We start from the raw sequence: 12,811 nt of genomic DNA, 5'->3' as shown, positions 1-12,811 counted from the left end.
CATGATACAGCAAGAAAGCAGACTGAAAGTAGCCGATAACACAGGCGCTAAAGAATTACTGTGTATCCGCGTACTTGGAGGTTCAACAAGAAGATATGCAAGTATCGGCGACATTATCGTTGCGACTGTTAAAGATGCAACACCAGGCGGCGTTGTGAAAAAAGGTGATGTTGTGAAAGCAGTAGTCGTTCGTACGGTGAACAGTACCCGCCGCAAAGACGGTTCCTATATCCGTTTCGACGAAAATGCCGCAGTTATTATAAAAGATGATAAGACACCAAGAGGAACCCGTATCTTCGGGCCAGTAGCAAGAGAACTTCGTGACAAACAGTTCATGAGGATCGTTTCCCTGGCTCCGGAAGTGCTTTAAGGAGGTGTGTAAGGATGTCAATGTTAAAGATCAAAAAAGGCGATATGGTCAAAGTGATCGCCGGTAAAGATAAAGACAAAGAAGGCAAGGTAGTGGCAGTCAACCAGAAAGACGGCAAAGTAGTCGTTGAGGGTGTCAACATGCTGACAAAACACACAAAACCAAGCGCCTCCAACCAGAATGGCGGAATCATCCATCAGGAAGGCCCGATCGACATTTCCAACGTGATGTATCTGCACAATGGAAAAGCTACCAGAATCGGCTTTAAAATGGAAGACGGCAAGAAAGTACGCTACGCGAAATCAACTGGTGAAGTGATCGCGGATAAGCAGGGTAAGTAATCTTAAGGAAGGAGGTCCAGGACTTTGAGCAGACTGAAAGAACAGTACCAGAACGAGATCGTTGACGCACTGACGAAGAAGTTCGGTTATAAAAATATTATGGAAGTGCCGAAGCTCGACAAAGTTGTTATCAACATGGGCGTAGGCGAAGCAAAAGACAACGCGAAGATTTTGGATTCAGCTATTGCCGATCTTGAGCGGATCACAGGACAGAAAGCAGTGATCTGCAAGGCAAAGAAATCCGTTGCCAACTTTAAATTAAGAGAGGGAATGTCCATCGGATGTAAGGTTACACTTCGAGGCGAGAAGATGTATGAGTTCGTTGATCGTCTTATCAACCTTGCTCTTCCCCGTGTACGTGACTTCCGCGGCGTTAATCCAGACGCTTTCGATGGAAGAGGAAACTACGCTCTTGGAATCAAAGAGCAGCTGATCTTCCCGGAGATTGAGTATGACAAGGTGGACAAAATCAGAGGTATGGATGTTATCTTTGTCACAACCGCGAAGACAGACGAAGAGGCCCGCGAACTGCTGACACAGTTCAACATGCCGTTCAGAAAATAAGGAGGTAAATTATGGCTAAAACAGCAATGAAAGTAAAACAGCAGCGCAAACAGAAATTCTCTACCAGAGAATATAATCGCTGCAAAATTTGCGGACGTCCGCACGCATATTTGAGAAAATATGGAATCTGCCGTGTTTGCTTCCGCGAACTGGCGTATAAGGGACAGATTCCGGGTGTTAAGAAAGCAAGCTGGTAAGGAGGTAAGAGCAAATGACAATGAGCGATCCAATCGCAGATATGCTTACAAGAATCCGTAACGCAAATACTGCAAAACATGATACAGTAGATGTTCCGTCATCTAAGATGAAGCTCGCGATTGCCAACATTCTGTTGGATGAAGGATATATTGAAAAATATGAACTGATCGAAGACGGCGTATTCAAGACAATCCACATTACCTTGAAATACGGCGCAGACAAGAATGAAAAAGTTATCACCGGCCTTAAGAGAATCTCCAAACCTGGATTGAGAGTTTACGCAGGCTGCGAAGATCTTCCAAAAGTGCTTGGAGGACTTGGAACAGCAGTTATCTCTACGAATAAAGGCGTGATCACAGACAGAGAAGCAAGGAAACTGGGTGTAGGCGGCGAGGTGCTGTGTTATATCTGGTAGGCCGAAAGCAACTTAGCGAAAGCAAGCCGCAAGGCGAAGCTTGAGGTTAGTGCTTAATGTAACTGAAAACAGAGTGGGTAAGGCCCATTCCGAAAATTTAAGTTAAGGAGGAAACGGTATGTCACGTATAGGAAGACTGCCAGTTGCGATTCCGGCAGGAGTGACTGTTGAGATCGCGGAAAATAATAAAGTGACTGTAAAAGGTCCAAAGGGGACTTTGGTGAAAGAACTTCCAGTTGAGATGGAGATCAAACAGGAAGGCGAAGAGATCGTTGTAACAAGACCAAACGACTTAAAGAAGATGAAATCACTCCACGGCCTGACCAGAACCCTGATCAACAACATGGTGATCGGCGTATCCAATGGATACGAGAAGGTGCTGGAAGTCAATGGTGTTGGATACAGAGCGGCAAAATCAGGAAATAAACTGACTTTGAATCTTGGATACTCTCATCCAGTCGAAATGACGGATCCGGAAGGCGTTGAGACAACGGTAGAAGGACAGAATAAGATTGTCGTTAAGGGTATCGACAAAGAAAAAGTAGGCCAATACGCGGCTGAGATCAGAGATAAGAGAAGACCTGAGCCATACAAGGGCAAGGGAATCAAGTATGCTGACGAAGTGATCAGACGTAAAGTTGGTAAGACTGGTAAAAAATAAGTAAGGAGAGTGTGAAAATGGTTAGCAAAAAGTCAAGAAGTGTAGTACGTGTCAATAAGCACAGAAAAATACGTAACCGTTTGAGCGGTACAGCTGAGTGCCCTCGTCTGGCTGTGTTCAGAAGCAATAACCATATGTATGCTCAGATCATTGACGATACTGTTGGAAATACTCTGGTTTCCGCTTCCACTCTTCAGAAAGATGTGAAAGCAAACCTGGAGAAGACCAATGATGTCGAAGCAGCAGCATACTTGGGCAAAGTGATCGCGGAAAGAGCGATCGAAAAAGGGATCAAAGAAGTTGTCTTTGACAGAGGCGGCTTTATCTATCAGGGTAAAGTTCAGGCATTAGCAGACGCAGCTAGAGAAGCTGGGTTGAATTTCTAGAAGGAGGAGCACACATGAAACAGGAACGTATTGATGCTAGTCAGTTAGAATTAAATGAAAAAGTAGTGTCAATTAAACGTGTAACCAAAGTTGTTAAGGGTGGCCGTAATATGAGATTCACAGCTTTAGTAGTTGTCGGCGATGGAAATGGCCACGTAGGTGCAGGTTTAGGAAAGGCTACAGAAATCCCGGAAGCGATCCGCAAAGGGAAAGAGGATGCGGCAAAGCATCTGATCAGCGTAGCGTTAAATGAAAATGAAAGCATTACACATGATTTTATCGGTAAATTCGGCGGAGCTTCCGTACTGCTGAAAACTGCTCCGGAAGGTACTGGTGTGATCGCCGGCGGTCCGGCGCGTGCCGTGATCGAGATGGCGGGGATCAAGAATATCCGTACGAAATCTCTTGGTTCCAACAATAAGCAGAACGTAGTTCTGGCAACCATCGAAGGCCTGCGTCAGATCAAGACCCCAGAGGAGGTTTCCAGACTTCGCGGGAAATCTATCGAAGAGATTGTAGGCTAAGGAGGTTGATCAAGGATGGCAAATTTAAAAGTTACATTGGTAAAATCTACGATCGGCGCCGTACCGAAGCATAGGAAGACGGTAGAGGCTCTGGGCCTTAGAAAACTCAACAAGACGGTTGAGCTGCCGGACAACGCGGCGACAAGAGGAATGATCAAACAGGTACAGCACCTGGTGAAAGTGGAAGAAGCGTAAACAAGAAACAGATAAGGAGGTGTTAGAATGGATTTATCAAATTTAAGACCTGCTGACGGAGCGAAACAGAGCAGTAATTTTAGAAGAGGACGCGGCCACGGTTCTGGAAACGGCAAGACAGCCGGCAAGGGACATAAAGGCCAGAAGGCACGTTCCGGCGGAGCAAGACCAGGTTTTGAAGGCGGACAGATGCCATTATACAGAAGAATACCGAAGAGAGGCTTTAAATGCATCAATTCCAAAGATATCGTTGGAATCAATGTAAGCGCTCTGGAAGTATTTGACAATGATACCGTAGTTTCTATTGAAACTTTGAAAGAATCTGGTATTATTAAAAATGCGAGAGATGGTGTGAAGATCCTTGGCAATGGCGAATTGACCAAGAAACTCACCGTTCAGGCAAACGCGTTCAGCGCGGGAGCTGTCGCAAAGATTGAGGCGTTAGGTGGAAAAGCAGAGGTGATCTAATGTTAGAGACTTTTCGGAGAGCATTTCAAATTAAAGATATCCGAAAGAAACTGGGATATACATTTTTAATGTTGATCGTGATAAGGCTTGGATCAGAACTGCCAACGCCAGGGGTGGACCCCACATATATCCAGAATTTTTTTGCAGAGAATACCGGTGAGGCGTTTAACTTGTTTAACGCTTTCACCGGCGGTTCCTTTGAAAACATGTCGGTGTTTGCCCTGAGCATTACACCGTACATTACATCTTCTATCATCATGCAGCTTCTTACTATTGCGATTCCCAAACTGGAAGAAATGCGCAAAGAAGGAGAAGACGGGCGCAAGAAGATTACGGCGATCACCCGGTATCTGACTGTAGGACTTGCTTTGGTAGAGTCGGCCGCGATGGCTATCGGATTCGGAAGGCAAGGACTTTTGGTGGAGTTTAATTTTGTAAACGCGGCGATTGTTGTCCTGACATTAACAGCAGGAAGCGCGTTCCTGATGTGGATCGGCGAACGGATCACAGAGAAGGGCGTGGGCAATGGTATTTCGATCGTACTGGTGATCAATATTCTGTCCCGCGTACCAAGTGATATGACATCACTATTTAACCAGTTTGTGTTTGTGGAAGGAAAGAGCCTGGCCTCCAGAGCGCTGGCAGTGGCTGTTATTTTCGCGATCATCGTTGCGCTGGTAATTTTTGTTGTGATCCTTCAGGGCGGTGAGAGAAAGATTCCGGTGCAGTATTCTCAGAAGGTAGTAGGGCGCAGGACTTACGGCGGTCAGTCTACCCATATTCCGTTGAAAGTGAATACGGCAGGCGTAATTCCGATCATCTTTTCGTCTTCTCTGATGCAGTTTCCGATCGTGATAGCTTCCTTCATGGGGAAAGGCGAGGGAACAGGAATCGGTTCAGAGATCTTAAGAGGCCTGAATCAGAGTTACTGGTGCAATCCTCAATATCCGCAATATAGCTGGGGGCTGGCGGTATACATCATCCTGACAGTATTTTTCGCGTATTTCTATACATCTATCACATTTAATCCAATGGAGATCGCGAATAATATGAAGAAAAACGGTGGATTTGTTCCGGGTATCCGTCCTGGAAAACCAACGGTAGAGTATATGACAAAGATCTTGAATTATGTGATCTTTATCGGAGCGTGCGGACTGATCCTGATACAGATCGTTCCGATTTTCTTCAACGGCTGGCTGGGCGCGCAGGTATCATTTGGCGGAACTTCTCTGATCATCATCGTAAGTGTTGTGCTGGAGACGATGAAACAGATCGAATCACAGATGCTTGTGCGGAACTACAAAGGATTTTTGAATACGTAACAGTCTTAAAGGACTGGATGGCAGGACTGGCAGGAAGAGTTCTTTTTGGAGGACATCCTGCCGGACATATGCCGGACACAAGGTTTCATGACTCGCGGGATTTTTTTCGCGGGTTAAAATGCTATAAGGAGGAACTTGAGTATGAAGATCATTATGTTGGGAGCGCCGGGAGCCGGCAAAGGAACTCAGGCAAAGAAGATCGCGGGGAAATATGAGATTCCCCATATTTCTACCGGCGATATCTTCCGGGCCAATATCAAGAATGGCACAGAGCTTGGAAAGAAGGCTAAGACTTATATGGATCAGGGTCTTTTAGTGCCGGACGAACTGGTGGTGGATCTGGTAGTAGACCGGGTAAATCAGAAAGATTGTGAGAATGGTTATGTCCTGGACGGATTCCCGCGGACGATTCCTCAGGCAGAGGCGCTGGATAAGGCGCTGACCGCAATGGGACAGAAACTGGACTATGCCCTTAATGTGGATGTGCCGGATGAAAATATCGTACGCCGGATGTCAGGACGCAGAGCCTGTGTAAGCTGTGGGGCTACATACCATTTGGAGTACGCGCCCGCCAAGCAGGAGGGTGTCTGCGATACCTGCGGAGGAGAATTGATCCTCAGAGACGATGATAAGCCGGAAACCGTACAGAAGCGTCTGAATGTATATCATGAACAGACACAGCCGCTGATTGATTACTATACAAAGGCCGGTATTCTGAAAACAGTTGACGGAACAAAAGAGATCGATCAGGTATTCCAGGCGGTCACAGAGATTCTGGAGGCGTAAGGAATATGCCGATCACTGTAAAATCCGAAAGGGAAATAGAATTAATGACCCAAGCCGGTCAGATCTTGGAAAATGTCCACAATGAACTGGCCAAAGAACTTCATGCGGGAATGACCACCAAAGATGTGGACCGGCTTGGAGAAGAAATCATCAGAAGCTATGGCTGTATCCCTTCATTTTTGGATTATAATGGATATCCGGCTTCTATTTGCGTTTCTGTCAATGATGAGGTTGTCCATGGAATTCCCAGCGAACACAGGTTCCTCCGGGATGGAGACATTGTCAGCCTGGACGCGGGAGTGATCTATAAAGGATACCACTCTGATGCCGCCAGGACCTATGGGATCGGAACGATCAGCCAGGAGGCCGAGAAACTGATCCAGGTGACCAGAGAATGTTTTTTTGAAGGTATAAAATACGCGAAAGAAGGCAATCATCTATTTGATATTTCAGGCGCTATCGGGAGATACGCGCAGGAGAGAGGGTATGGCGTGGTGAGGGATCTGTGCGGCCACGGGATTGGCACTGCGCTCCATGAGGCGCCGGAGATCCCGAACTACGAGATGAACCGCAAAGGAGTTATGCTCAAAGCGGGAATGACCCTGGCGATCGAACCCATGATCAACGCAGGCGGCTGGGAAGTAGACTGGCTGGATGATGACTGGACAGTTGTGACCAGAGATCACAGCCTTTCCGCCCATTATGAGAATACGGTGCTGATCACCAAAGGAGAACCTAAGCTGCTTACCCTGACCGAGGCCGTTCTTTGAGATTGGCGAGGCAGCGTACGCGCCTGACGAAAAGAATTTCAATCGCAGCACAAGGAGAAGAAAATGCCGGAAATGGAAAAAGGTATGCTGGCCGTGTCGAAAGCGGGACACGATAAAGGCAGACTTTATGTGATAATAGAAATAGATGATTCATATGTATACTTAGCAGACGGCCGGTTGAGAACCCTGGATAAGCCAAAGAAAAAGAAAAGAAAGCATGTGCAGATCATCCGGGAGAAAGTCGAGACCGACGGGGCGGACGATGGGGCGATCAGACGGAAACTCAAGGCCATGGGCCAGAGCATGTAACAATATTACAACAGCAATAGGAGGAAGGATGCATGTCAAAAGCTGACGTAATCGAAATTGAAGGAACCGTAGTGGAGAAACTGCCAAACGCCATGTTTCAGGTAGAACTGGAAAACGGACACCAGGTACTTGCGCATATCAGCGGAAAACTTAGGATGAACTTTATCAAAATCCTGCCGGGAGATAAGGTAACATTGGAATTATCTCCATATGACCTCTCTAAAGGAAGAATTATCTGGAGAGACAAGTAAATTGTAAAATTATCTATTGACTTTGCTGAAAACGAGGTGCTATAATATATAGGCACGTTTTCCGGGTATTTTTATGCCCATCCTCAGGCGGCTGCAATCAGAAAGAGGCGGAAAGCGTGAAGAACTAAGGCATAGCAATGGATGAAAGGAGGCTCACCAATGAAGGTTAGGTCATCAGTAAAACCAATTTGCGAGAAATGCAAAGTGATCAAAAGAAAAGGAAGCATTCGTATTATCTGCGAGAATCCGAAGCATAAACAAAGACAGGGTTAGTCCCCGGTCGTTTTAAGTTGAGATGAACCAGATAGCTGACAGCAGACACACTAGGAAACGTGTAGGCTGTTTGAAATATACAAGGATACACTTTTAGCCAGTGAGATTCCTTCGTATATTGCTTCTAATGCCGGGCCCGACGCAGAAGCAAAGGGGCCGGAAAGGGCGTGAATACCGACACGCCTGGACTATCTTCAATAGTCCCTATTAAAGTGATGTAACAGACATGAGAAGCGTTGAGAATCTGTGAAATGAAAACCGGAAAAAACGCTTCGGAAAAGAAAAAAGAAAAATGGAGGGAATTTTACATGGCTCGTATAGCAGGTGTAGACTTACCAAGAGACAAACGTGTAGAAATCGGACTGACTTATATTTACGGGATTGGAAGATCCAGCTCCAACCGTATCCTTGCAGAGGCTGGAGTTGATCCGGATATCCGCTGCAGAGATCTTACAGATGAGGATGTAAAGAAGATCAGTACCGTGATCGATGAGACTCAGATGGTAGAAGGAGATCTTCGCCGTGAGATCGCTCTGAACATCAAGAGACTTCAGGAAATCGGCTGCTACAGAGGAATCCGTCACAGAAAAGGACTTCCGGTACGTGGTCAGAAGACAAAGACCAACGCGAGAACCAGAAAAGGTCCAAAGAGAACCGTAGCAAACAAGAAGAAATAAGCTGTTCGTGAACCTAAGTGAACATGCGGCGTGAGCTTAGTTGAGCGGACATAGGTAGTTTATTGATAGTAGGAACAACTTTAATTTAAGAAAAGGAAAGAGTAGGTTAGTTTTATTATGGCAAAGAAAGTTACAAAGAAAGTGACAAAGAAACGTGTCAAGAAAAACGTTGAACACGGACAAGCACATATCCAGTCATCCTTCAACAACACGATCGTGACTCTGACGGATGCGCAGGGAAATGCTCTGTCATGGGCAAGTGCTGGCGGTCTGGGATTCAGAGGTTCAAGGAAATCTACCCCTTATGCAGCGCAGATGGCAGCAGAGACTGCAGCTAAGGCGGCATTAGTACATGGTTTGAAATCAGTTGACGTTATGGTAAAAGGACCAGGTTCAGGAAGAGAAGCAGCGATCCGCGCTCTTCAGGCATGTGGAATCGATGTAACAAGTATCCGTGACGTTACACCGGTACCTCATAATGGATGCCGTCCGCCGAAACGCAGAAGAGTATAATCGTATATGCGGGCGGTTATGAGCAAGAAGTATCGTGAAGCGAGTGAAGCAAATTAGGAGGAAAATAAATCATGGCAGTAAACAGAGTTCCTGTTCTGAAAAGATGTAGATCCCTTGGCATGGATCCGGTATATTTAGGAATTGACAAGAAGTCAAACAGACAACTGAAAAGATCCAACAGAAAAATGAGCGAATATGCTCTGCAGCTCCGTGAGAAGCAGAAAGCAAAATTCATCTACGGTGTGTTGGAGAAACCTTTCAGAAATTACTATAAAAAAGCAAAACAGATGAGCGGTATGACAGGTGAGAACCTGATGCGCCTTCTGGAGTCAAGACTGGACAACGTTGTGTTCCGTATGGGTCTTGCGAGAACCAGACGTGAAGCAAGACAGATCGTAGACCACAAGCATGTTCTGGTCAATGGAAAACAGGTAAATATCCCTTCTTATCTGATCAAGGCGGGAGATACCATTGAAATCAAAGAAAAGCACAAAAGCTCTCCAAGATATAAGGAGATCGTAGAGGTTACAGGCGGACGTCTGGTTCCAGAATGGATCGAGTCAGATCTTGAGAACCTGAAAGGAACAATCAAGGAGCTTCCGACACGCGACGTGATCGATGTTCCTGTAGACGAGATGCTGATCGTCGAATTATATTCTAAATAATAACCCGCAACACCACAGGAGGTGGACCTAGTGTTTGATTTTAATAAACCAAATATTGAAATAACCGAGATTTCAGAAGATAAGAAATATGGGAGATTTGTTGTAGAGCCTCTGGAGAGGGGTTATGGTACAACATTAGGTAATTCCCTCAGAAGAATCATGCTTTCCTCTCTGCCGGGAACGGCGATCAGTCAGGTAAAGATTGACGGGGTGCTGCATGAATTCAGCTCGATTCCTGGGGTGAAAGAAGATGTTACAGAGATCATCATGAACCTGAAGTCTCTTGCGATCAAGAACAGCTCCGACACCGATGAGCCTAAGACGGCTTATATCGAGTTTGAAGGAGAAGGCGTGGTCACAGCGGCAGACATCCAGGTGGATCAGGACATTGAGATCATGAATCCTGAAACCGTTATCGCAACATTGAACGGCGGGGCAGACAGCAAACTTTACATGGAGCTGACCATCACGAATGGAAGAGGCTATGTAAGTTCTGAGAAGAATAAAAACGACGAATTACCAATCGCTGTAATTCCAATTGATTCTATTTATACTCCGGTGGAGCGCGTTAATCTTACAGTTGAGAATACCCGTGTGGGTCAGATCACTGATTTTGACAAATTGACGTTAGACGTATACACTAACGGAACTCTCTGCCCGGATGAGGCGGTGAGTCTGGCCGCAAAGGTACTGAGTGAGCATTTGAGACTCTTTATCGATCTGTCAGAGGTCGCGCAGGCGGCAGAGGTAATGATCGAGAAGGAAGACGATGAGAAGGAGAAAGTGCTCGAGATGAGCATTGATGAACTGGAATTGTCTGTCCGCTCATATAACTGCCTGAAGAGAGCCGGAATCAATACAGTGGAAGAGCTGACAAACCGGACACCGGAAGATATGATGAAGGTGCGGAATCTGGGACGTAAATCCCTGGAGGAAGTTCTGGCGAAGCTGGATGAATTGGGATTGTCCTTAAGCAAAGGCGAGGAATAAAAAGATTTGCCGGTAAGACCGAAGAGCACGGCAAATGCATTTGGCTAGTAAGCCCGAAGATGCATAACCAAGTGTAAAATAATGGAGGATTAAGAAATGGCAAAATATAGAAAACTCGGCAGAACATCAAGCCAGAGAAAAGCATTGTTGAGAAACCAGGTAACTGCTCTGATCAATCATGGCAAGATCAGAACCACAGAGGCAAAGGCAAAAGAAATCCGCAAGATCACTGAAAAGCTGATCGCGCTGGCAGTAAAAGAGAAGGATAACTTCGAAGAAGTTACTGTAAAAGCTAAAGTGGCCCGCAAGGACAAAGACGGTAAGAGAGTAAAAGAAGTCGTAGACGGAAAGAAAGTAACCGTATATGACGAGGAAGAGAAAACGATCAAGAAGGATCTTCCAAGCAGACTTCACGCTCGCCGCCAGATGTTAAAGGTGCTGTATCCAGTGAAAGACGTACCTGCGGCAGCGGCTGGAAGAAAGAAAAATACAAAACAGGTAGATCTTGTGGCAAAATTGTTTGACGAGATCGCGCCTAAATATGAGAACCGTCAGGGCGGATATACCAGAATCGTGAAGATCGGCCAGAGAAAGGGCGATGCCGCGATGGAAGTTCTGATCGAACTTGTATAGTATAGAGGGTCATAAACAGATTTACAGAAGGACATACGCAATCGTATGTCCTTTTTTGAATACATGTAAGCTCTATACGAAATATGGCCGCCGCTTGTTTTACAGGCGGCGGCCATATTTTCGGAGAAAATTTAAATATGGAAACAATATGTGAATGAAGATAACATCGTCTAACTAAATTGGCAGTTCAAGATAAATGTCTTTTCCTTCCTTGATAGAAATAACAACTTTTCCGCCTCGGATTGTTGTTACCGCGCCGTCTGCTCTGATATCAGTAATGGTAGCTGCCGCCGGCGCGCTGTCTTCAGCTTTTTCCGTTTCCTCGGCACTGTCGGCCGCCTCCTTGAACCCAGATACATTATCCGGTGTCAGTGGACAGAGAGAATCGCTGGTCTTAGTGAGGGTGGCTCCAAGAACTTGAGAAATCGTGAGACATCCATCAAGAGAAAGAAGACCAGAATCTACCAGTTCATCGAAAATAGACGGATCTTCCAGATTGGCAGGTTCGATCGTGATCCCTTCTTCGGCCCGGCAGCATAATACAGCTGGATCGTTTGCATGTTCTTTTGCGGTTTCAGATGTAATTGACATTTCTATATCCTCCTTATGATGAAATAATGATCTAGATATAGTATAGATTTTTGCGCGGGAAAAGACCAATCTATTTTTAGCATGTCTGAGTGGGATTTATAGATAATACCGATAAATAAAAATGGAGATTAAAATTTGACTTGCTTTTTGAAATCTTTTGCAGTATATTTGTATTAAGCGCTTAGTATAATAGAACAAAAATACAGAAGGGGATTTTATGGAGGAATTAATTCGAATCGAAGATGTTTATAAAATCTATCATCCGGGCGAAAATGAGATCCGCGCTCTGGACGGGGTCAGTCTTACGGTTTCGGAAGGAGAATTTGCAGCGATCATAGGACATTCCGGTTCAGGAAAGTCAACCTTGATGAATATTCTGGGATGTCTGGATATACCTACTTCCGGACGGTATTATCTGAAAGGAAAGGATGTATCGAGGCTTTCGGATGACAGGTTGTCAGAGATCCGCAATCGGGAGATCGGGTTTATTTTCCAAGGGTTTAATCTGATTCATAATCTGGACGCGGCGGGCAATGTAGAGCTTCCTTTGATCTACAGAGGCATGGAGAGGAGAAAGAGAAAGGAAACAGCCAGGAAAGCTTTGGAAATGGTCGGCCTGGGAGCAAGAATGTATCATAAGCCTTCTCAAATGTCTGGAGGACAACAGCAAAGAGTCGCAGTGGCGCGGGCTCTGGCCGCCCGTCCGCCTTTGATCCTGGCGGATGAGCCTACCGGAAATCTGGATTCGCGGACGACAGGAGAGATTCTGGATATTTTGAAAGAATTACATAAAACAGGAAGAACTGTTATTATCATTACCCATGACCCGGATATCGCCAAACAAGCTCACCGGGTAATCTGTATTCAGGACGGGAAGATCCAGGAAGAATATAGAAACAAAGCGTAAAA

The 12,811-nt window shown here is 45.6% G+C and carries 23 protein-coding genes; 22 read left to right on the top strand and 1 reads right to left on the bottom strand.

All coding sequences use genetic code 11. From position 1 onward, the window contains the following. Position 1: 1 nt before the first annotated feature. The 21 genes from rplN to FND36_13050 all read left to right on the top strand — a co-directional run bounded on the left by rplN (position 2) and on the right by FND36_13050 (position 11,311). A complete protein-coding gene (rplN, locus tag FND36_13150; GenBank protein ID QDW74907.1) occupies positions 2–370 on the top strand; it encodes a 50S ribosomal protein L14 in 369 nt (122 codons plus the stop codon). Positions 371–384: 14 nt separating this feature from the next. Then, positions 385–711: a 50S ribosomal protein L24 gene (locus FND36_13145; GenBank protein ID QDW74906.1), complete on the top strand. Its 327-nt coding sequence runs from the start codon at positions 385–387 to the stop codon at positions 709–711. 24 nt (positions 712–735) lie between these two features. Continuing rightward, complete coding sequence (gene rplE, locus FND36_13140; GenBank protein QDW74905.1) at positions 736–1,275, top strand: 50S ribosomal protein L5; 540 nt, start codon at positions 736–738, stop codon at positions 1,273–1,275. Positions 1,276–1,286: 11 nt separating this feature from the next. After that, positions 1,287–1,472 (top strand): type Z 30S ribosomal protein S14, encoded by a 186-nt coding sequence (locus FND36_13135; protein QDW74904.1) that lies wholly within the window; start codon positions 1,287–1,289, stop codon positions 1,470–1,472. Between the two features lie 14 nt (positions 1,473–1,486). After that, a complete protein-coding gene (gene rpsH / locus FND36_13130; GenBank protein ID QDW74903.1) occupies positions 1,487–1,888 on the top strand; it encodes a 30S ribosomal protein S8 in 402 nt (133 codons plus the stop codon). 118 nt (positions 1,889–2,006) lie between these two features. Next, positions 2,007–2,549, top strand: a complete 543-nt coding sequence (locus FND36_13125; GenBank protein ID QDW74902.1) for a 50S ribosomal protein L6 — start codon at positions 2,007–2,009, stop codon at positions 2,547–2,549. A 17-nt stretch (positions 2,550–2,566) separates the two neighbouring features. Continuing rightward, complete coding sequence (locus FND36_13120; GenBank protein ID QDW74901.1) at positions 2,567–2,935, top strand: 50S ribosomal protein L18; 369 nt, start codon at positions 2,567–2,569, stop codon at positions 2,933–2,935. Between the two features lie 14 nt (positions 2,936–2,949). Continuing rightward, positions 2,950–3,459 carry a 30S ribosomal protein S5 gene (locus tag FND36_13115; protein ID QDW74900.1) on the top strand — a complete coding sequence of 170 codons (510 nt, stop codon included), beginning with the start codon at positions 2,950–2,952 and terminating at the stop codon, positions 3,457–3,459. A gap of 15 nt (positions 3,460–3,474) precedes the next feature. Next, positions 3,475–3,654 carry a 50S ribosomal protein L30 gene (gene rpmD, locus FND36_13110; protein QDW74899.1) on the top strand — a complete coding sequence of 60 codons (180 nt, stop codon included), beginning with the start codon at positions 3,475–3,477 and terminating at the stop codon, positions 3,652–3,654. Positions 3,655–3,681: 27 nt separating this feature from the next. Further along, entirely contained in the window at positions 3,682–4,122 is a 441-nt protein-coding gene (locus FND36_13105; protein ID QDW74898.1) for a 50S ribosomal protein L15, read from the top strand. After that, positions 4,122–5,444 carry a preprotein translocase subunit SecY gene (gene secY, locus FND36_13100; protein QDW74897.1) on the top strand — a complete coding sequence of 441 codons (1,323 nt, stop codon included), beginning with the start codon at positions 4,122–4,124 and terminating at the stop codon, positions 5,442–5,444. Before FND36_13105 ends, secY begins: the two co-directional genes overlap by 1 nt. Before the next feature lie 141 nt (positions 5,445–5,585). Beyond that, positions 5,586–6,230 (top strand): adenylate kinase, encoded by a 645-nt coding sequence (locus tag FND36_13095; protein QDW74896.1) that lies wholly within the window; start codon positions 5,586–5,588, stop codon positions 6,228–6,230. A gap of 5 nt (positions 6,231–6,235) precedes the next feature. Beyond that, a complete protein-coding gene (map, locus tag FND36_13090; protein ID QDW74895.1) occupies positions 6,236–7,000 on the top strand; it encodes a type I methionyl aminopeptidase in 765 nt (254 codons plus the stop codon). A 63-nt stretch (positions 7,001–7,063) separates the two neighbouring features. Then, a complete protein-coding gene (locus FND36_13085) occupies positions 7,064–7,309 on the top strand; it encodes an RNA-binding protein (protein QDW74894.1) in 246 nt (81 codons plus the stop codon). Positions 7,310–7,341: 32 nt separating this feature from the next. After that, positions 7,342–7,560: a translation initiation factor IF-1 gene (infA, locus tag FND36_13080; GenBank protein QDW74893.1), complete on the top strand. Its 219-nt coding sequence runs from the start codon at positions 7,342–7,344 to the stop codon at positions 7,558–7,560. Between the two features lie 159 nt (positions 7,561–7,719). Further along, positions 7,720–7,833 carry a 50S ribosomal protein L36 gene (gene rpmJ / locus FND36_13075; protein QDW74892.1) on the top strand — a complete coding sequence of 38 codons (114 nt, stop codon included), beginning with the start codon at positions 7,720–7,722 and terminating at the stop codon, positions 7,831–7,833. A gap of 308 nt (positions 7,834–8,141) precedes the next feature. Next, the gene (gene rpsM, locus FND36_13070) at positions 8,142–8,510 is read left to right on the top strand and encodes a 30S ribosomal protein S13 (GenBank protein ID QDW74891.1); all 369 of its coding nucleotides are present in this window, start codon (positions 8,142–8,144) and stop codon (positions 8,508–8,510) included. A 117-nt stretch (positions 8,511–8,627) separates the two neighbouring features. After that, positions 8,628–9,023 carry a 30S ribosomal protein S11 gene (gene rpsK / locus FND36_13065; GenBank protein ID QDW74890.1) on the top strand — a complete coding sequence of 132 codons (396 nt, stop codon included), beginning with the start codon at positions 8,628–8,630 and terminating at the stop codon, positions 9,021–9,023. Positions 9,024–9,094: 71 nt separating this feature from the next. Beyond that, entirely contained in the window at positions 9,095–9,688 is a 594-nt protein-coding gene (gene rpsD / locus FND36_13060) for a 30S ribosomal protein S4 (GenBank protein ID QDW74889.1), read from the top strand. 30 nt (positions 9,689–9,718) lie between these two features. After that, positions 9,719–10,678: a DNA-directed RNA polymerase subunit alpha gene (locus FND36_13055; GenBank protein QDW74888.1), complete on the top strand. Its 960-nt coding sequence runs from the start codon at positions 9,719–9,721 to the stop codon at positions 10,676–10,678. 96 nt (positions 10,679–10,774) lie between these two features. Next, the gene (locus tag FND36_13050) at positions 10,775–11,311 is read left to right on the top strand and encodes a 50S ribosomal protein L17 (protein QDW74887.1); all 537 of its coding nucleotides are present in this window, start codon (positions 10,775–10,777) and stop codon (positions 11,309–11,311) included. Positions 11,312–11,485: 174 nt separating this feature from the next. Here FND36_13050 and FND36_13045 read toward each other — a convergent pair whose 3' ends face one another. Further along, positions 11,486–11,902 (bottom strand): sugar transporter, encoded by a 417-nt coding sequence (locus FND36_13045; protein ID QDW74886.1) that lies wholly within the window; start codon positions 11,900–11,902, stop codon positions 11,486–11,488. A 217-nt stretch (positions 11,903–12,119) separates the two neighbouring features. Between FND36_13045 and FND36_13040 the strand changes: the two genes are divergently transcribed. After that, entirely contained in the window at positions 12,120–12,809 is a 690-nt protein-coding gene (locus FND36_13040; protein ID QDW74885.1) for an ABC transporter ATP-binding protein, read from the top strand. Positions 12,810–12,811 lie beyond the last annotated feature (2 nt).

The sequence above is a fragment of the Lachnospiraceae bacterium KGMB03038 genome, from assembly GCA_007361935.1.
In the GTDB taxonomy this organism is placed as follows: Bacteria; Bacillota; Clostridia; order Lachnospirales; family Lachnospiraceae; genus Massilistercora.
This window is presented reverse-complemented; position numbering and strand designations above follow the sequence as displayed.